The 17,863-nt window shown below is 55.0% G+C and carries 16 protein-coding genes; all 16 read left to right on the top strand.

The window, feature by feature from the left end; all coding sequences use genetic code 11:
• The first annotated feature begins 14 nt into the window (after nt 1-14).
• Complete coding sequence (locus B0E42_RS04425) at nt 15-2,222, top strand: bifunctional prephenate dehydrogenase/3-phosphoshikimate 1-carboxyvinyltransferase (protein WP_024619547.1); 2,208 nt, start codon at nt 15-17, stop codon at nt 2,220-2,222.
• On the top strand, nt 2,219-2,908 hold the full coding sequence (gene cmk / locus B0E42_RS04420; RefSeq protein WP_077505819.1) for a (d)CMP kinase: 690 nt from the start codon (nt 2,219-2,221) through the stop codon (nt 2,906-2,908). Before B0E42_RS04425 ends, cmk begins: the two co-directional genes overlap by 4 nt.
• 120 nt (nt 2,909-3,028) lie before the next feature.
• Nucleotides 3,029-4,723, top strand: coding sequence for a 30S ribosomal protein S1 (gene rpsA, locus B0E42_RS04415; RefSeq protein WP_014337228.1), 1,695 nt, complete (start codon nt 3,029-3,031; stop codon nt 4,721-4,723).
• 230 nt (nt 4,724-4,953) lie between these two features.
• Nucleotides 4,954-5,232, top strand: a complete 279-nt coding sequence (locus B0E42_RS04410) for a hypothetical protein (RefSeq protein WP_018602958.1) — start codon at nt 4,954-4,956, stop codon at nt 5,230-5,232.
• A 136-nt stretch (nt 5,233-5,368) separates the two neighbouring features.
• Complete coding sequence (ihfB, locus tag B0E42_RS04405) at nt 5,369-5,665, top strand: integration host factor subunit beta (RefSeq protein WP_003199243.1); 297 nt, start codon at nt 5,369-5,371, stop codon at nt 5,663-5,665.
• Between the two features lie 26 nt (nt 5,666-5,691).
• Nucleotides 5,692-5,916: a lipopolysaccharide assembly protein LapA domain-containing protein gene (locus B0E42_RS04400; RefSeq protein ID WP_018602966.1), complete on the top strand. Its 225-nt coding sequence runs from the start codon at nt 5,692-5,694 to the stop codon at nt 5,914-5,916.
• Between the two features lie 176 nt (nt 5,917-6,092).
• Nucleotides 6,093-7,148 (top strand): LPS O-antigen chain length determinant protein WzzB, encoded by a 1,056-nt coding sequence (locus tag B0E42_RS04395; protein ID WP_077505817.1) that lies wholly within the window; start codon nt 6,093-6,095, stop codon nt 7,146-7,148.
• A gap of 658 nt (nt 7,149-7,806) precedes the next feature.
• The gene (gene wbpA, locus B0E42_RS04390) at nt 7,807-9,120 is read left to right on the top strand and encodes a UDP-N-acetyl-D-glucosamine 6-dehydrogenase (RefSeq protein WP_018602969.1); all 1,314 of its coding nucleotides are present in this window, start codon (nt 7,807-7,809) and stop codon (nt 9,118-9,120) included.
• A gap of 17 nt (nt 9,121-9,137) precedes the next feature.
• A complete protein-coding gene (gene wbpB, locus B0E42_RS04385; RefSeq protein WP_018602971.1) occupies nt 9,138-10,088 on the top strand; it encodes a UDP-N-acetyl-2-amino-2-deoxy-D-glucuronate oxidase in 951 nt (316 codons plus the stop codon).
• Between the two features lie 111 nt (nt 10,089-10,199).
• Nucleotides 10,200-12,047 (top strand): acyltransferase family protein, encoded by a 1,848-nt coding sequence (locus B0E42_RS04380; RefSeq protein WP_053178533.1) that lies wholly within the window; start codon nt 10,200-10,202, stop codon nt 12,045-12,047.
• Nucleotides 12,044-12,619 (top strand): UDP-2-acetamido-3-amino-2,3-dideoxy-D-glucuronate N-acetyltransferase, encoded by a 576-nt coding sequence (wbpD, locus tag B0E42_RS04375; protein WP_018602974.1) that lies wholly within the window; start codon nt 12,044-12,046, stop codon nt 12,617-12,619. Before B0E42_RS04380 ends, wbpD begins: the two co-directional genes overlap by 4 nt.
• Nucleotides 12,620-12,621: 2 nt before the next feature.
• Nucleotides 12,622-13,704, top strand: a complete 1,083-nt coding sequence (locus B0E42_RS04370) for a DegT/DnrJ/EryC1/StrS aminotransferase family protein (RefSeq protein ID WP_053178534.1) — start codon at nt 12,622-12,624, stop codon at nt 13,702-13,704.
• 271 nt (nt 13,705-13,975) lie between these two features.
• The gene (locus tag B0E42_RS04360; protein WP_053178536.1) at nt 13,976-15,211 is read left to right on the top strand and encodes an oligosaccharide flippase family protein; all 1,236 of its coding nucleotides are present in this window, start codon (nt 13,976-13,978) and stop codon (nt 15,209-15,211) included.
• The gene (gene hisH, locus B0E42_RS04355; RefSeq protein WP_018602982.1) at nt 15,208-15,816 is read left to right on the top strand and encodes an imidazole glycerol phosphate synthase subunit HisH; all 609 of its coding nucleotides are present in this window, start codon (nt 15,208-15,210) and stop codon (nt 15,814-15,816) included. The genes B0E42_RS04360 and hisH overlap by 4 nt, the downstream gene beginning before the upstream one ends.
• Entirely contained in the window at nt 15,816-16,571 is a 756-nt protein-coding gene (locus B0E42_RS04350; protein ID WP_053178537.1) for an AglZ/HisF2 family acetamidino modification protein, read from the top strand. The genes hisH and B0E42_RS04350 overlap by 1 nt, the downstream gene beginning before the upstream one ends.
• A 145-nt stretch (nt 16,572-16,716) precedes the next feature.
• A complete protein-coding gene (locus tag B0E42_RS04345) occupies nt 16,717-17,850 on the top strand; it encodes an N-acetyl sugar amidotransferase (protein WP_139353098.1) in 1,134 nt (377 codons plus the stop codon).
• The last annotated feature ends 13 nt before the right edge of the window (nt 17,851-17,863 follow it).

The following is a 17,863-nucleotide window of genomic DNA, read 5'->3' as shown; positions in this document are numbered from 1 at the left end:
AACCTGCTGCCCCTATGATCGGTCGCCTGGTGGTGGTCGGCCTGGGGTTGATTGGCGGTTCGTTTGCCAAGGGCTTGCGTGAAAGCGGCCTGTGCCGCGAGGTGGTCGGTGTCGACCTGGATCCGCAGTCGCGCAAGCTGGCGGTGGAGCTGGGGGTGGTCGATCGCTGCGAGGATGACCTGGCGATCGCTTGCCAGGGCGCGGACGTGATCCAACTGGCGGTGCCGATCCTGGCCATGGAAAAACTGCTGGCGCGCCTGGCCACCATGAACCTGGGGCAAGCGATCCTGACCGACGTCGGCAGTGCCAAGGGCAACGTCGTACGTGCGGCCACCGAGGCCTTCGGCGGGATGCCGGCGCGCTTCGTGCCCGGCCATCCGATTGCCGGTTCTGAGCAGAGCGGGGTGGAAGCCTCCAACGCCGAACTGTTTCGTCGCCACAAAGTGATCCTCACGCCGCTGGACCAGACGGATCCAGCCGCGCTGGCGGTGGTGGATCGTTTGTGGCGCGAACTGGGCGCTGATGTCGAGCACATGCAGGTCGAGCGTCACGATGAAGTGTTGGCGGCCACCAGCCACTTGCCGCACCTGTTGGCGTTCGGCCTGGTGGATTCGTTGGCCAAACGCAATGAAAATCTTGAGATCTTCCGTTACGCTGCCGGCGGTTTCCGCGATTTCACGAGAATCGCTGGAAGCGACCCGGTCATGTGGCACGACATCTTCCTCGCCAACCGCGAAGCTGTCTTGCGCACACTCGATACATTTCGCAGCGACCTCGACGCCTTGCGCGACGCGGTCGATGCAGGGGACGGGCACCAATTGCTGGGCGTTTTCACACGCGCCAGGGTGGCCCGCGAGCATTTCAGTAAAATCCTGGCCCGTCGGGCCTATGTGGACGCTATGAACTCCAACGATCTGATTTTCCTGGCACAACCTGGTGGCTCCCTGAGCGGGCGTATTCGTGTACCGGGCGATAAATCGATTTCCCACCGTTCGATCATGCTCGGCTCCCTGGCCGACGGCGTGACCGAGGTGGAAGGTTTCCTCGAGGGCGAAGACGCCCTGGCGACGCTGCAAGCGTTTCGCGACATGGGGGTGGTCATCGAAGGTCCGCACCACGGTCGCGTGACCATCCATGGTGTCGGCCTGCATGGTCTCAAGCCTGCCCCGGGGCCAATCTACCTGGGTAACTCCGGGACCTCGATGCGCCTGTTGTCCGGCCTGCTGGCCGCGCAGGACTTCGACAGCACCCTGACCGGTGACGCCTCGCTGTCCAAGCGCCCGATGAATCGCGTCGCCAACCCGTTGCGGGAAATGGGCGCGGTCATCGAGACTGCCGCCGACGGTCGTCCACCGATGATCATCCGTGGTGGCAACAAGCTCAAGGGCCTGACCTACACCATGCCGATGGCTAGCGCCCAGGTGAAATCCTGCCTGCTGCTGGCGGGTCTCTACGCCGAAGGCAAGACCACCGTCACCGAGCCGGCCCCGACCCGCGACCACACCGAGCGCATGCTGCGCGGCTTCGGCTACCCGGTCACGGTCGATGGTGCCACGGCGTCCGTCGAGTCTGGCAACAAGCTGACTGCGACCCACATTGAAGTGCCGGGCGACATCTCGTCGTCGGCATTCTTCCTGGTGGCCGCCTCGATCGCCGAAGGTTCCGACCTGGTGCTCGAGCACGTCGGCATCAACCCGACCCGTACCGGCGTGATCGACATCCTGCGCTTGATGGGCGCTGACATCACCCTGGAAAACCAGCGTGAAGTCGGCGGCGAACCCGTGGCGGACCTGCGCGTACGAGCAGCTAAACTCAAGGGTATCGAGATTCCGGAAGCGCTGGTTCCGCTGGCCATCGACGAGTTTCCGGTGCTGTTCGTGGCGGCCGCCTGTGCAGAAGGGCGCACCGTATTGACGGGCGCCGAAGAACTGCGGGTCAAGGAATCGGATCGCATCCAGGTGATGGCAGATGGCTTGCTCGCCCTTGGCGTCAAGTGCCAGCCAACGCCGGACGGCATCATCATCGACGGCGGCCAGATCGGCGGCGGCGAAGTCCATGGTCACGGTGACCATCGTATCGCCATGGCCTTCAGTGTGGCGTCTTTGCGCGCTAGCGCGCCGATTCGCATCCATGATTGCGCCAACGTCGCGACGTCGTTCCCGAACTTCCTGGCGCTGTGTGCACAGGTCGGTATCCGAGTAGCGCAAGAGGCACAGTCGTGAATATCAAGGCACCGGTCATCACCATCGATGGCCCAAGCGGTTCGGGCAAGGGCACCGTCGCCGGGATCCTGGCCAGGCAATTGGGCTGGAACCTGCTTGATTCGGGTGCCTTGTACCGTCTGCTGGCGTTCGCCGCCGGCAACCACGGCGTCGACCTGACCAACGAAGAACTGCTCAAGGCACTGGCCGCTCATCTGGACGTGCAATTCATTGCGGCGACCGACGGTCAGCTCCAGCGCATCATTCTGGAAGGCGATGAGGTCAGCGACGTCATTCGTACCGAAAGCGTCGGTGCCGGAGCCTCCCAGGTCGCCGCGCTGCCGGCAGTGCGCGAAGCCTTGCTGCAGCGCCAGCGCGCCTTCCAGGAGTCGCCGGGGCTGGTGGCTGACGGTCGAGACATGGGCACAGTGGTTTTCCCCGATGCACCGTTGAAGATTTTCCTCACCGCCAGTGCGGAGGAGAGGGCGCGTCGCCGATATTTGCAGTTGAAGGGCAAGGGCGAGGATGTTAGTCTGTCGAGTCTGCTAGATGAGATCCGTGCACGCGATGAGCGTGACACCCAGCGCGCAGTAGCCCCGCTCAAGCCGGCGGCCGACGCGATACAGCTGGATTCCACGGAGTTGTCCATCGATCAGGTGCTGCAACGCATCATGAGCGAGATCGCCATTCGCGATATCGCCGGGTGACCAGGAAGCTTCGCAGGGGACCAGTCATAGTCCTGCGATGCTTCTTTTATATGAAACTAACCCACATCGTCTGGGATGTGGAGGCGGGCGTATTCTTCGCCCTAATCAACAGGAATTAAAATGAGCGAAAGCTTTGCGGAACTCTTTGAAGAAAGCCTGAAAACCCTGAACCTTCAGGCAGGCTCCATCATCACCGGTGTTATCGTTGATATCGATTACCAAGCTCGCTGGGTAACCGTTCACGCTGGTCTGAAGTCTGAAGCACTCATCCCGCTTGAGCAGTTCTACAACGACGCTGGCGAACTGAACATCAACGTCGGTGACGAAGTTCACGTTGCGCTGGACTCGGTTGAAGATGGCTTTGGTGAAACCAAGCTGTCCCGTGAAAAAGCCAAGCGCGCTGAATGCTGGATCGTTCTGGAAGCGGCTTTCGCAGCTGAGGAAGTGGTCAAGGGCGTTATCAACGGTAAGGTTAAAGGCGGCTTCACTGTCGACGTTAACGGCATCCGTGCGTTCCTGCCAGGTTCCCTGGTTGACGTCCGTCCAGTGCGCGATACCACGCACCTGGAAGGCAAAGAGCTGGAATTCAAGGTCATCAAGCTGGACCAGAAGCGCAACAACGTTGTCGTTTCCCGTCGCAGTGTCCTGGAAGCCGAGAACTCCGCCGAGCGTGAAGCTCTGCTGGAATCGCTGCAGGAAGGCCAGCAGGTCAAGGGTATTGTCAAAAACCTCACCGATTACGGCGCATTCGTCGATCTGGGTGGCGTCGATGGCCTGCTGCACATCACCGACATGGCCTGGAAGCGTATCAAGCATCCTTCGGAAATCGTCAACGTTGGCGACGAGATCGATGTCAAGGTTCTGAAGTACGATCGCGAGCGCAATCGTGTTTCCCTGGGTCTCAAGCAACTGGGTGAAGATCCATGGGTCGCTATCAAAGCCCGTTACCCAGAAAGCACCCGCGTCACCGCTCGTGTTACCAACCTCACCGACTACGGCTGCTTCGCTGAGCTGGAAGAAGGCGTTGAAGGCCTGGTACACGTTTCCGAAATGGACTGGACCAACAAGAACATCCACCCTTCGAAAGTCGTACAAGTCGGCGACGAAGTGGAAGTCATGGTTCTGGACATCGACGAAGAGCGTCGTCGTATCTCCCTCGGCATCAAGCAGTGCAAGTCCAACCCATGGGAAGACTTCTCTGGCCAGTTCAACAAGGGCGATAAAATCTCCGGCACCATCAAGTCGATCACCGATTTCGGTATCTTCATTGGTCTGGACGGCGGCATCGACGGCCTGGTTCACCTGTCCGACATCTCCTGGAACGAAGTGGGCGAAGAAGCCGTACGTCGTTTCAAGAAGGGCGACGAGCTGGACACCGTTATCCTGTCGGTTGACCCAGAGCGCGAGCGTATCTCCCTGGGTATCAAGCAACTGGAAAGCGATCCGTTCTCCGAGTACGTTCAAGAGAACGACAAAGGCGCAATCGTTAAGGGCATCGTGAAAGAAGTTGACGCCAAAGGCGCCATCATCACTCTGGCCGACGATATCGAAGCGACTCTGAAAGCCTCCGAAATCAGCCGTGACCGCGTTGAAGACGCGCGCAACGTTCTGAAAGAAGGCGAAGAAGTAGAAGCCAAGATCATCAGCGTTGACCGCAAGAGCCGCGTAATCCAGCTCTCCATCAAGTCGAAAGACGATGCTGAAGAGAAAGAAGCAATCCAGAGCCTGCGCGACAAGCCAGCTACCTCTGACATTGCTGCTGGTCCTACCACTCTGGGCGACCTGCTGCGTGCACAAATGGAAAAACAGAACTGAGTTCTGTCAGACCATAGAAAAAGGGCGACTTCGGTCGCCCTTTTTTGTGCCTGCGATATTTTCAGATTTTTCCGACTCCCATAAGCGCTGCCAAACTGCGACCATTCGAGATGCTACGAAACCAACCCCTCAACCGGAGTGTCTCTTTTATGAAGCAGATCAATAATCTATCCAAGGGGGTTCCGGCTTGTGTGCGTAATGGGGCCAGGCTCTCTACCTAAAGGATCTGAATGAACAAGTTCTTTCTGGTGTTGGTCGTCCTGATGCTGGCGGGTTGCTCTACAAGCGCCAAGACCCACGCAGTGCGTGGTGTCAGCGGTATCGAGGTCGACTGCTCGGGATTGGGTTCCGGCTGGGAGAAGTGCCATAAGAGAGCTGCAAGGGAGTGTAAAGGTGCTGGCTACAAGGTGATTACCCGATCCGACGACGCGAAGGATGAAGATTGGTATCCCTTTGGTTTCAATCCGGCAGGCTATGTGACTCGAACGATGCTGGTCATCTGTCGGTAGCATCTCCCTGCTTGCGCGGAAAGAGGCGGTAGGGGAGTCAAGAAGAATGTCAATACTTGGGCTGTTCAAATCCCTCCGGTCATGCTAAAACCTTTTCAAGCGATTTTCCTAGCTGCTTGAAAAAGAAGGGAAAAATATGACGAAGTCGGAGTTGATCGAACGAATTGTCACCCATCAAGGGCTACTCTCATCCAAGGATGTGGAGCTGGCCATCAAGACCATGCTTGAACAAATGTCCCAATGCCTGGCTACGGGAGATCGTATCGAAATCCGTGGTTTCGGCAGCTTTTCCCTGCATTACCGCGCTCCGCGGGTTGGGCGCAATCCCAAAACGGGTCAGTCCGTCAGTCTTGATGGGAAGTTCGTTCCTCATTTCAAGCCGGGTAAAGAGCTTAGGGATCGGGTGAATGAGGAGGAGGGGGATGAGCTCTGACGGAGCGCCAAAACAGAGGAATTCTCATGCGGAACTTTAAACGCCTGGCCCTTGTCGTACTTGCGCTGCTCGTGGCTTCAGCTATCGTCCTGTTCGTGCTTGAAAACAACCAGCCAGTGGCACTGCTGTTTCTGGGCTGGTCAGCTCCGCAGCTTCCTGTCTCGGTGTTCGTGATCCTGGCGCTTCTCGCTGGTATGGTAGTCGGGCCGTCGCTTGCGTGGTTTCTAGGGATGCGTAGAAGGCCGAAATAATGGATGTGTGAGCCCAGTAGTCTTGGTGTAAGGATCACGGCCAACAATTTTTTCTGACTTTGGGTGCGTTTTGTTCAAATTTAACTTGATTCAGTTTATCGCTGTGCCTGTCTTGCCTTTTAGTGAGTTCGATGTGTCTGTAGACGCAATGCCAAAAGAGGGGGGCGGGATCACCCATGCCAAATAATCGTGTTGAAACCCAAGGCACCGATGAGATCGATTTGATTGCTCTTGCGCGTGGGCTATGGGGGCAAAAGTTGTTGATCCTTGCGGTCACCTTGTTGGTTGCCGTGGGTGCGGCAGCTTATGCATATCTCAGTAAGCCGGTTTATCAAGCCCAGCTTTTTATCATGCCACCCACTCAGAACGGCATTGCTGAGTTGAACTATGGTCGAGGGAAAAGTACTGAGCTGGAGCCTTATTCCATCAAGCATGTCTATGACGTATTTGCCCGAAATCTACAGGGGGAGTCTCTTCGTCAGACATTTTTCAATGAGGTTTATCTTCCTTCACTTGATGAGTCCGAGCGAAAGGGTGCACTTGATCGCTTGTATGAGCGTTTCTCTCGAGAGCTCGTGATAAAAGGGCCTGGTAAAGATACGCCGGACCGCTATTCGGTAACGGTCCAGGGGGGGGGTCCCGTTCGAGCTACGGAGTGGGCGAAGGCTTATGTGGCGCGCGCCAGTGAAGCGGCTGAGTCAGAGCTGATCAAGAACGTTACGGCTGAAGCCTCGGTAAGGGCACGTAATCTGGAGCAGCGTATTGTCGGTTTGCGCGAAACTGCACAGCGAATACGTGAGGATCGGATTCAGCAATTGCGCGAAGCATTGAAGATCGCCGAAGCAATTGGTCTCACCGGCCCGAGTATAAACTCTACCGCGGCTGTTGATATAACCGTAGAGATGGGCAATCAAATGGATTACCGGCGAGGCAGCAAGGCCTTGGCTGCGGAAGTGAGGGCGCTGGAGTCGAGAGCTTCTGACGATGCTTTCATATCGGATTTACGTTCGCTCCAAATGCGCTACAGTTTTTACCGTAAGTTGAATATTGATCCGGAAAGCATTTCGGTTTATCGGCAAGACGGTAGCGTTGAGGTGCCGCAAAGCCCAATCAAGCCAAGAAAGGCTTTTATTTTGCTGCTGGGTATTATTGCTGGCGGAATGCTGGGTAGCTTCATAGCGTTAATTCGATTTTCGGTTATTCGGAGTAAGGGGCAGCAACTGAAGAGTTGAGATGATCAATTTCTCGATTCTAAAGTATTTTTGTGGCTCCTTAGAGATAGCTCCGAGTGATTATTTAAGCCCGTCTTTATGAGGATCCTCTTCGTAAAGACGGGTTTTTTATTGGTCCGAATAAATTAGAAATGGGTGGTGGTTTTAAATTGGGCTGGAGGTTGACAGCGAGATAGAGGTGCATGGTTTGAATAGGCGGTGAAACCTCGTCTGTTGTCGTCATGAGGTATGCCGGCGGGGCCGTCTTCAGTGGTTAGATATCATAATGATGTCAAAAAGCAAACCGGCTAACTGAAGCAAGCCAAGCTAACCAGAACTCAGTAAAGTGCAATCCAGGAAAGCCATTTTGCTACACAACAGGCATAATGGCGGTTTGTGGTGGTGCGGGATGAACGTGCCGCTCAGAAGCCGGTAGCAACAGGCCTGTGGTGTATTGAAATCAGCCCATGGTGAGACATCTGGAGGGCCGGCGGTAGGTGCCGGAGGTGCTGCCCTATAATGAGTTTTCGGCAGGAGCTGAGGTGAAAGCGTCCAGCATCCGTCCGGCGGGCTGAGACGGAGGTTTACCTGTTGTGCAATGGTAGGGGGCAGGCAGATTCAGGCCTGATCCATAGCTCTGATGAATTAGATGATTTTGACAAGTTAAATGGAGAGTTGGATGTCGAGCATAAAGCAGGCGAGCGTCGCCAAATTTAAAGCAAAAGAGGCCGTCATCGGTATCGTCGGTCTTGGGTACGTCGGCCTGCCTTTGATGCTGCGTTATAATGCGATTGGGTTCAAAGTCATTGGGCTTGATATTGATAGTTCAAAAGTTGATCTGCTGAACTCAGGCAAAAGCTACATTGAGCACATTCCTGGCGAAAAAATCGAAGCCGCTTGCCGGAGTGGATTTGAAGCCACTACCGATTTTACTCGTGTGCCGGAATGTGATGCGCTGATTCTCTGCGTGCCGACACCATTAAATAAATATCGCGAACCCGATATGAGTTTCGTGATAAATACGACTGATGCGATAAAGCCTTATTTAAGGGCTGGTCAGGTCGTCTCTCTTGAAAGTACAACTTACCCGGGCACTACAGAAGAAGAACTGCTGCCGCGTGTCCAGGAGAAAGGATTACGTGTTGGCGAGAATATCTTCCTGGTTTATTCTCCGGAGCGCGAAGATCCGGGCAATCCAAACTTTGAAACCCGTACCATTCCAAAGGTAATCGGTGGGCACACGCCCGCGTGCCTCGAGGTCGGTGTCGCTCTCTATGAGCACGCGATTGACCAGGTTGTACAGGTTAGCTCCACCAAAGCAGCTGAAATGACCAAATTGCTGGAAAATATCCACCGCGCGGTCAATATCGGCTTGGTGAATGAGATGAAAGTGGTCGCAGACCGCATGGGCATTGATATTTTCGAAGTAGTCGACGCCGCTGCAACCAAGCCCTTCGGCTTTACTGCCTACTATCCGGGCCCCGGTCTTGGTGGTCACTGCATTCCAATCGACCCGTTCTATCTGACTTGGAAAGCCCGTGAGTATGGTTTGCACACACGGTTTATCGAACTTTCGGGTGAAGTCAACCAAGCCATGCCAGAGTACGTTCTGAGCAAGTTGATGGACGGCCTGAATGAGCGTGGCAAGCCTTTGAAAGGCAGCAAAATTCTGGTGCTTGGTATCGCCTACAAGAAGAACGTAGACGATATGCGTGAGTCGCCTTCGGTTGAAATCATGGAACTGATCGAGGCCAAAGGAGGCATCGTAGGGTATTCCGATCCGCACGTCTTGAAGTTCCCGAAGATGCGCGAGCACCACTTCGACCTTTCCAGTGAGCCTCTGACCGCTGAAGTCCTAAAGGCTTATGATGCTGTCATCCTGGCCACCGACCACGATAAGTTCGACTATGAGCTTATCAGTCAACAGGCTCAACTGATCATCGATAGTCGTGGTAAGTATCGCGCCCCTCAATCGAATATTATCAAAGCTTGATGACAGGAGAGTTCTGGATGAAACGTTTTGCTCTAATTGGTGCCGCCGGATATATCGCCCCACGCCATATGCGCGCCATTAAGGATACCGGCAATACATTGGTGTCCGCTTATGACATCAATGACTCGGTAGGCATCATCGACAGCATTTCACCGCAAAGCGAATTCTTTACCGAGTTCGAGTTCTTCCTTGATCACGCTCACAGCCTCAAGCGCGACCCAGCGACCGCCTTGGATTACGTGTCGATCTGCTCGCCTAACTACTTGCACCAACCGCACATTGCCGCCGGTCTGCGCCTGGGCTGTGACGTGATCTGCGAAAAACCGCTGGTGCCGACCCCGCAGCAGCTGGACCAGTTGGCCCTGATCGAGCAGGAAACCGGCAAGCGCCTGCTCAACATCCTGCAACTGCGCCATCACCAGGCAATTATTGCCTTGAAGGACAAGGTTGCCCGCGAGAACAACCCGCACAAGTACGAAGTCGACCTGACCTACATTACTTCCCGCGGCAAGTGGTACCTGCAAAGCTGGAAAGGTGACCCACGCAAGTCGTTCGGCGTAGCCACCAACATCGGCGTGCACTTCTACGACATGCTGCATTTCATCTTCGGCAAGCTGCAGCGTAACGTTGTGCACTTCACTTCCGAACACAAGGCGGCCGGTTACCTGGAGTACGAGAAAGCACGCGTACGCTGGTTCCTGTCGGTCGACGCCAACGACCTGCCTGAATCGGTGAAGGGCAAGAAGCCGACTTACCGTTCGATTACCGTCAACGGTGAGGAAATGGAGTTCTCCGAAGGCTTCACTGACCTGCACACCACCAGCTACGAGGAAATCCTGGCTGGTCGTGGTTATGGCATCGAGGATGCTCGCCACTGCGTGGAGACGGTCAATACCATTCGCAGTGCGGCCATCGTCGTGGCAGCGGACAACGAAGCGCATCCGTTCGTCCAAGCCCTTTCTCGCTGACCGGTGAGACAACACGGGTGGCTTTGCGCCACCCGTTTTCAAATTTCCCAAGCAGGATCGCAAACCAGCGTGTCGAACGATAATTTCAACAAGTCAAATGAAGCGGGTGCGATGCGCCACGCGCGCAGTATTCGTCTCGATATTCAGGGCTTGCGTGCAATCGCGGTGCTGGCGGTCATGCTTTATCACGCCAATAGTGGCTGGCTGAAAGCCGGCTATGTTGGCGTCGACATCTTTTTTGTCATCTCTGGCTTCATCATAACGGCATTGTTGACCGAGCGAAGCGACAAGGTCGATCTTGTTTCATTCTATGCCAGCCGCATCAAGCGTATTCTGCCGGCGTATTTCGTCATGCTGGTGGTGGTGTGCGCGCTGTCCGCGCTTCTGTTTCTGCCTGATGACTTTGCATTTTTTCTCAACAGCCTGAAGTCCTCGGCGCTGTTTACCAGCAACCAGTACTTCTCTGGCTTCGGCAGTTATTTCGCGCCGCGGGCCGATGAGTTGCCGCTTCTGCATACCTGGTCCTTGGCCATCGAGATGCAGTTCTATCTGTTCTTCCCAGTGCTGGTCATTTGCTTGCCAAAGCAGTGGCGTCTCATGGCGTTTGCCTTGCTAGCCGCCAGTCTGTTTGCCTGGAGCGGCTACCGTGGACTGGGCGAATCGCAAGATGGGATGTACTTTGCCCTGTCGGCACGGATTCCCGAGTTTATGGTCGGTGCCATCGTTGCCTTGCTGATGCGCCAGCGCGAGCTACCCATGTTACTGGCAAGCGTGTTCGGTGGGCTGGGCGCAATCCTGCTGGCTTGGGCGGTGCTGGCTATCGATAAGCAACACTTCCCAGGCTTCTGGTCCATCCTGCCTTGTGTCGCGGCAGGGCTGCTCATCGTCGCCCGGCGTGGTCCGGTCAGCGCGTTTCTGGCCACTCGGCCGATGGTCTGGATCGGCGGCATTTCCTATTCGTTGTACCTGTGGCATTGGCCGGTGCTGGCGTTTATTCGCTATTACACGGGGCAGTACGAGCTGACGGCTGCATGGTTGCCGATTTTCGTGGCCAGCTCTGTACTGCTGGCATGGCTTTCCTATCGCTTGGTCGAAACACCCGCCAGAAACGCTTCCGGCATGCGCCAGGTGCCCAAGTGGGCTGTAACCGGTGCTGTGGTCGTGCTGGTGGCGTGGGGGGGGCAACGTGTCAACGCCTCGCTGGTCGCTCCGTTGCCTGTGGAACTCACCCGTTATGCTGCTCCAGAGCTTATCTGCCATGGCACCCAAGTGGGCGCGTGCAAGCGAGGCAAGGCGGATGCCGAAGTGTCCGTCCTGGTCATTGGCGATAGCCATGCTGCCCAATTGAACTACTTCTTCGACCAGGTGGGCGAAGAGCAGGGCGTCGCTTACCGTGTGCTCACTGCCAGCAGTTGCGTGCCTATCCCCGGCTTCGACTTTGAACGCCTGCCAGCGTGGGCGCAAAAGCCTTGCCGCGCGCAGATCGAGGCCGTGGCTCGTGAGTTGCCGAAGGTGGAGCGGGTGATCGTCGCAGGCATGTGGCAGTACCAGATGCAGAGCCAAGCATTCGCCAAGGCGTTTGCTGAATTTCTCGTCGATACTGCAGGAGCCCATAAACACATCGTGGTGCTTGCTCAGATACCAATGTTTGAAACAGACGTACAGCGGCTAAGGCGTTTTACCGAGCTTGGCCTGCCGGCGCCATTGACATTCAATCACGAGTGGCAGGTTGCTAACCAGCAAGTTCAGGCCATTGTCGACCGCACGCCTGGTGTGCGTTTCCTGGACTTTTCCAATAGCAGCTTCTTTGCCTCTGCGCCTTATCAGCAAGGCTTGCTCATCTACCGTGACAGCCACCACCTCAACGAGGTGGGTGCAAGTCGTTATGGGCACTATGCTGCCGAGCAACTGCAGCGAGCTTTCGATCAACCTCAGTCCAATGTGAGTCTGACGCCATGAATTACTATCAGCACCCAAGCGCGATCATCGATGAGGGCGCGCAGATCGGTGAAAACTCCCGTGTCTGGCACTTTGTCCATGTTTGCGGGGGCGCCCGCATCGGTGTCGGCGTTTCGCTCGGTCAGAATGTGTTTGTGGGCAACAAAGTCGTGATCGGCGACCGCTGCAAGGTCCAGAACAATGTGTCGGTCTACGACAATGTCACGCTGGAAGAGGGCGTGTTCTGTGGCCCCAGCATGGTCTTCACCAATGTCTATAATCCGCGTTCGCTGATCGAGCGCAAGGACCAGTACCTCGATACGCTGGTAAAAAAGGGCGCGACGCTTGGCGCCAATTGCACCATCGTCTGCGGCGTTACCATTGGTGAATATGCCTTCGTCGGTGCCGGTGCGGTCATCAACAAGGATGTACCGGCCTATGCATTGATGGTGGGTGTGCCCGCACGGCAGATTGGCTGGATGAGCGAATTTGGCGAGCAATTGCAGTTGAACGGGCAGGGCGAGGCCTTCTGCTCGCATACGGGGGCGCGCTACGTGCTGAACGGAAAACTTTTGAACAAGACGGATGCCTGAGCATGATTGAATTCATTGACCTGAAAAGTCAGCAAGCACGTATCAAGGACAAGATCGATGCCGGCATCCAGCGTGTCTTGAGCCACGGCCAGTACATTCTCGGCCCAGAAGTGCAGGAACTGGAGGAGCGCCTGGCCGCCTTTGCCGGCGCCAAGTTCTGCATCAGTTGCGCAAACGGCACCGATGCTCTGCAGATCGTGCAGATGGCCTTGGGCATTGGCCCTGGCGACGAGGTGATCACACCGGGCTTCACCTATATAGCCACTGCCGAAACAGTTGCGTTGCTGGGTGCCAAGCCTGTCTACGTAGACATCGACCCACGTACCTACAACCTTGATCCACAATTGTTGGAGGCGGCGATTACTCCGCGCACAAAGGCGATTATCCCGGTCTCGCTGTACGGCCAGTGTGCTGATTACGATGCGATCAACGCCATTGCGGCCAAACATGGCATCCCAGTGATCGAGGACGCGGCTCAGAGCTTTGGTGCTTCGTACAAAAGCAAGCGTTCGTGCAACCTCACGACCGTTTCCTGCACCAGCTTCTTCCCTAGCAAGCCGTTGGGCTGCTATGGCGATGGCGGTGCGATCTTTACCAATGACGAAGCGCTGGCTACTGTCATTCGCCAAATTGCCCGGCATGGCCAGGATCGCCGTTATCACCACATCCGGGTTGGGGTGAACAGCCGACTGGATACCCTGCAAGCGGCCATTCTGTTGCCCAAGCTTGAAATTTTCGAAGAGGAGATTGCGCTGCGTCAGCAAGTGGCGGGTTGGTACGATGTGGCCCTCAAGCAGGCGGGCGTCGACACTACCCCTTTCATCGAGGCAGGCAATATCAGCGCCTACGCGCAATATACCGTGCAAGTGGACGATCGGGATGCTGTCCAGAAACGATTGCAGGCCGCCGGCGTTCCGACTGCCGTGCATTATCCTATCCCACTGAACAAGCAACCTGCAGTGGCGGACGAAGCATCGTCGTTGCCAGTTGGTGACAAGGTTGCCACTCGCGTGATGAGTCTGCCTATGCATCCCTATCTGGACAAAGTTTCCATCGATACCATTTGTGCTGCGTTGACGAGCTGACGGATGTACATACTTGCTCGGGCCGACAGGTCTGTCCTGGTGGATACCGTTTTGGTTTTCGCCTGCTTTGCCGCTGCTCTGTGGGTGAACACTTATTCCATGGTTCTTCTCCATGAGTATATGGGCGCGGCCAACAAGTCTGTCGATGTCGGGTTGTATCTGTTGATTCTGGCGTTTGCCAGTGCGGGGCTGTGTGGCGGAGGGATTCGCAGGCTAGACCATTCTTTGTGCTTATCTCCTTCCCGTTCAAGATATCTTGGAGTGTGAAGCGATGAGCGCAATCTTCATCAAGCGCGTGGCGCGAGTATTGGTGGGCACACTTGGCGCTCAACTGATTACCATCGGCGTCACCCTGCTGCTGGTTCGTCTGTATTCCCCTGCCGAAATGGGTGATTTTAGTGCCTGGCTTTCGTTCGCTACCATTTTTGCGGTGATGGTCACCGGGCGCTATGAGTTGGCAATCTTCGCCACTAAGGCGGAAAACGATTTTCATGCCGTGATCAAGCTCATATTGCTACTCATCCTATCAATTACCATTTTAGTAGCTGGCGGTCTTGTATTGGCGGCGCCTTTTATGGAGGCACTGCCTGCTGTAGTGGGTGATTATTGGTTGGCCCTGGCAATCGTTTCGTTGGGTTTAGGTGCAAACAAACTGGTCTTGTCCCTTCTTACCTTCCAACAGTCCTTCAACAGGCTGGGAGGCGCGCGCATCAGCCTTGCTGCCTGCATCGCAGTCGCCCAAGTGTCCGCCGCATATTTATTAGGCGGTGTCTCGGGTCTTATTTATGGCCAATTGTTCGGCGTCATCGTTGCCACGGCGCTGGCGGCTATCTGGGTTGGTAAACCGTTGATCGTTGCCTGTGCCGCGACGCCTTGGCGCGCGGTGAGGCAAAGCGCGGTGAAGTACATAAACTTCCCCAAGTTTTCCTTGCCCGCAGACCTGATCAACACGGTCGCCAGCCAGATTCCGATCGTGCTGTTGGCAGCGAAGTTCGGCGGAGAGAGTGCGGGCTGGTTCGCTTTGACACTGAAGATCATGGGCGCTCCTATCTCCCTGCTAGCCGCCTCGGTACTTGATGTTTTCAAGGAGCAAGCTGCCCGTGACTATCGGGAGACGGGAAGCTGCCGCGGCATCTTCATCAAGACCTTCAAGCTACTCGCAGTACTAGCGCTCCCCCCCTTCGTAGCCTTCTGGTTCGTAGGTGAATGGGCGTTCAGTTTCATATTTGGCGACGCCTGGGCTGAATCAGGGCGCTATGCCGTGTTGATGATTCCGCTGTTCTACATGCGGTTCGTCGTCAGCCCCCTGAGTTACACGATCTATATCGCGCAGCGGCAGAATCTGGACTTGGTGTGGCAGCTAACCCTGCTGGCCTTGACGTTTGCCTGCTTCACCCTGCCGGATACCGTGGATTCGGTGTTGTGGTTCTACTCCATGGGCTATGCAATCATGTATTTCATTTATTTCTGGATGTCCTTCTACTGCACCAAGGGAGATGCCAAGTGATCGTTGTTGTTGATTATGGTGTAGGGAACATCGCCTCGGTCTTGAACATGCTGAAGCGAGTGGGCGCCAAAGCCAAGGCATCGAACAGTCGTGAGGATATCGAGCAGGCGGACAAACTCATTCTGCCAGGGGTGGGCGCTTTCGACGCTGGGATGCAGACACTGCGAAAAAGCGGCCTGATCGAGGTGTTGAATGAGCAGGTGCTGGGCAAGCAAAAGCCGGTAATGGGTGTATGCCTCGGCAGCCAGATGCTTGGCAATGGCTCTGAGGAGGGCATCGAGCCTGGCCTTGGCTGGATCGACATGGACATTGTCCGTTTCGAGAAGCGTGAGGGGCGCAAGGTGCCACACATGGGTTGGAATGAAGTTACTCCTCGGTTGCAGCACCCAATTCTGACGGGGCTCAATCAGCTGAGCCGTTTTTATTTTGTCCACAGTTATTACATGTTGCCGCGACATGCGGAGAACACCTTGCTGACCGCTAACTACGATCAACAGTTTACCGCCGCAGTGGTCAGGGACAATATTTTGGGCTTCCAATTCCATCCGGAAAAAAGTCACAAATTTGGTATGCAACTATTCAAGAATTTCGTGGAGTTGGTCTGATGGTCAGGAGGCGCGTAATTCCCTGCTTGTTGCTTAAGGATCGCGGCCTGGTCAAGACCGTGAAATTCAAAGAGCCGAAGTACGTCGGCGATCCCATCAATGCCATCCGGATCTTCAACGAGAAGGAAGTCGATGAGCTGGTGTTGCTCGACATTGAGGCTTCAAAACTCAACCGTGAGCCCAACTACGAATTGATCGCCGAGGTGGCGGGTGAGTGTTTCATGCCCATTTGTTATGGGGGGGGGATCAAAACCCTGGAGCATGCCGAGAAGGTGTTTGCCCTCGGTATCGAGAAAATTTCCATCAATACGGCTGCGCTCGCCGACCTTTCGCTGATCCGTCAAATCGCCGACAAGTTCGGGTCGCAAAGCGTCGTGGGGGCCATGGATTGCCGGAAGGGCTTCTGGGGCGGGTATTCTGTATACTCGGAAAACGGCACAAAAGATACCAAACGCTCCCCGGTCGAATGGGCCCAAACGCTTGAGGCGGCAGGGATTGGCGAAATCTTCCTGAACTCAGTCGACCGTGACGGCACACAGAAGGGTTTCGATACTGCGCTGGTAGAAAGCGTTGTTTCTGAGGTGCACGTACCTGTCATCGCTTGCGGTGGCGCTGCTTCCACGGCAGACCTGATTGAGCTTTTTGACCGTACTGGCATTTCTGCCGTGGCGGCAGGCAGCCTTTTTGTGTTCCACGGCAAGCATCGCGCCGTACTGATCAGTTATCCAGACATCAACAAGTTGAGTGCTGGATAAGCAAAAATGAATTTTCTCAAAGGCAGCGTCTCTTGGAAGCCCTTCGGCTTTACAGGCTCTTCGCTGCCTTGATTGCCATACAAATCGGGCCTGCTGCTGGGTTGTCCAATCAGGCAGGCCGATGAAAACGTTTTGGAGGTGGGTAGTGGTGAAGGTCTGTTCGCGCTGTGTCATGGATACATCTGACGCTGAAATCGTGTTCGATGATGCGGGAGTGTGCAATCACTGCCACAAGTTCGACAATGTCCAATCCAAGCAACTGTTTACCGATGCTAGTGGTGAACAGCGTCTCCAGAAGATCGTCGATCAGATCAAGAAAGAGGGCGCCGGCAAAGAGTATGACTGCATCATTGGCCTTAGTGGCGGAGTGGACAGCTCCTACTTAGCCCTGAAGGTCAAGGACTTCGGGTTACGTCCACTCGTGGTGCATGTGGATGCAGGCTGGAATAGTGAGCTGGCTGTCAGCAATATAGAAAAAATCATTAAGTATTGCGGGTATGACCTGCATACCCATGTGATGAACTGGGAAGAAGTTCGCGAGCTGCAATTGTCTTATATGAAGGCCGCCGTTGCCAATCAAGATGTGCCGCAAGATCACGCATATTTTTCCAGTATGTACCGTTTTGCTGTGCAGAATAATATCAAATATATTTTGAGTGGTGGGAATCTCGCGACTGAAGCGGTGTTTCCTGATACCTGGCATGGCAGTGCGATGGATGCGATCAATCTCAAGGCAATTCATAAGAAGTATGGTGAGCGGCCGTTGCAAGATTATAAAACCATCAGCTTCTTGGAGTACTACTTCTGGTATCCGTTTGTCAAAGGTATGCGGACTGTGCGTCCGCTTAACTACATGAATTATGACAAGTCCAAGGCGGAACTGTATTTGCAGGAGACGATTGGCTATCGCTCCTATGCCCATAAACATGGAGAGTCTATTTTTACGAAGCTGTTCCAAAATTATTATCTCCCCAAAAAATTTGGTTATGATAAGCGAAAGTTGCATTACTCCAGCATGATCCTCTCTGGTCAGCTGACTCGTAAAGAGGCCCTTGAGAGATTGGCACAACCATTGTACGACCTTGATGAGCTGCAGTATGATATTGAGTATTTTTGCAAAAAGATGCGAATTTCCACTTCGGAATTTGAAGCGCTGATGGGTGCACCCATACATGATTATTCTGATTTTAATAATTGGGATTCGCGCAAGAACTGCATGAAAAAGCTTCAGAACGTAGTTCAGCGGATTCTGGGGCGGCGCATAAATGTTTACTCTTGAGTTGAGGGATAAA

The organism is Pseudomonas sp. A25(2017), from assembly GCF_002001065.1.
Lineage (GTDB): Bacteria > Pseudomonadota > Gammaproteobacteria > Pseudomonadales > Pseudomonadaceae > Aquipseudomonas > Aquipseudomonas kilonensis.
Note: the sequence above shows the minus strand (reverse complement) of the source record. Positions and strands in the feature narration are given on the sequence as shown.

What these genes read in the sequence shown, in the direction of transcription:
- rpsA (WP_014337228.1), top strand. Translation starts at nt 3,029, where the DNA reads ATGAGCGAAAGCTTTGCGGAACTCTTTGAAGAAAGCCTGAAAACCCTG.
- wbpB (WP_018602971.1), top strand. Translation starts at nt 9,138, where the DNA reads ATGAAACGTTTTGCTCTAATTGGTGCCGCCGGATATATCGCCCCACGC.
- ihfB (WP_003199243.1), top strand. Translation starts at nt 5,369, where the DNA reads ATGACGAAGTCGGAGTTGATCGAACGAATTGTCACCCATCAAGGGCTA.
- B0E42_RS04425 (WP_024619547.1), top strand. Translation starts at nt 15, where the DNA reads ATGATCGGTCGCCTGGTGGTGGTCGGCCTGGGGTTGATTGGCGGTTCG.
- B0E42_RS04395 (WP_077505817.1), top strand. Translation starts at nt 6,093, where the DNA reads ATGCCAAATAATCGTGTTGAAACCCAAGGCACCGATGAGATCGATTTG.
- B0E42_RS04380 (WP_053178533.1), top strand. Translation starts at nt 10,200, where the DNA reads ATGCGCCACGCGCGCAGTATTCGTCTCGATATTCAGGGCTTGCGTGCA.
- B0E42_RS04370 (WP_053178534.1), top strand. Translation starts at nt 12,622, where the DNA reads ATGATTGAATTCATTGACCTGAAAAGTCAGCAAGCACGTATCAAGGAC.
- B0E42_RS04360 (WP_053178536.1), top strand. Translation starts at nt 13,976, where the DNA reads ATGAGCGCAATCTTCATCAAGCGCGTGGCGCGAGTATTGGTGGGCACA.
- wbpA (WP_018602969.1), top strand. Translation starts at nt 7,807, where the DNA reads ATGTCGAGCATAAAGCAGGCGAGCGTCGCCAAATTTAAAGCAAAAGAG.
- B0E42_RS04400 (WP_018602966.1), top strand. Translation starts at nt 5,692, where the DNA reads ATGCGGAACTTTAAACGCCTGGCCCTTGTCGTACTTGCGCTGCTCGTG.
- B0E42_RS04410 (WP_018602958.1), top strand. Translation starts at nt 4,954, where the DNA reads ATGAACAAGTTCTTTCTGGTGTTGGTCGTCCTGATGCTGGCGGGTTGC.
- B0E42_RS04350 (WP_053178537.1), top strand. Translation starts at nt 15,816, where the DNA reads ATGGTCAGGAGGCGCGTAATTCCCTGCTTGTTGCTTAAGGATCGCGGC.
- wbpD (WP_018602974.1), top strand. Translation starts at nt 12,044, where the DNA reads ATGAATTACTATCAGCACCCAAGCGCGATCATCGATGAGGGCGCGCAG.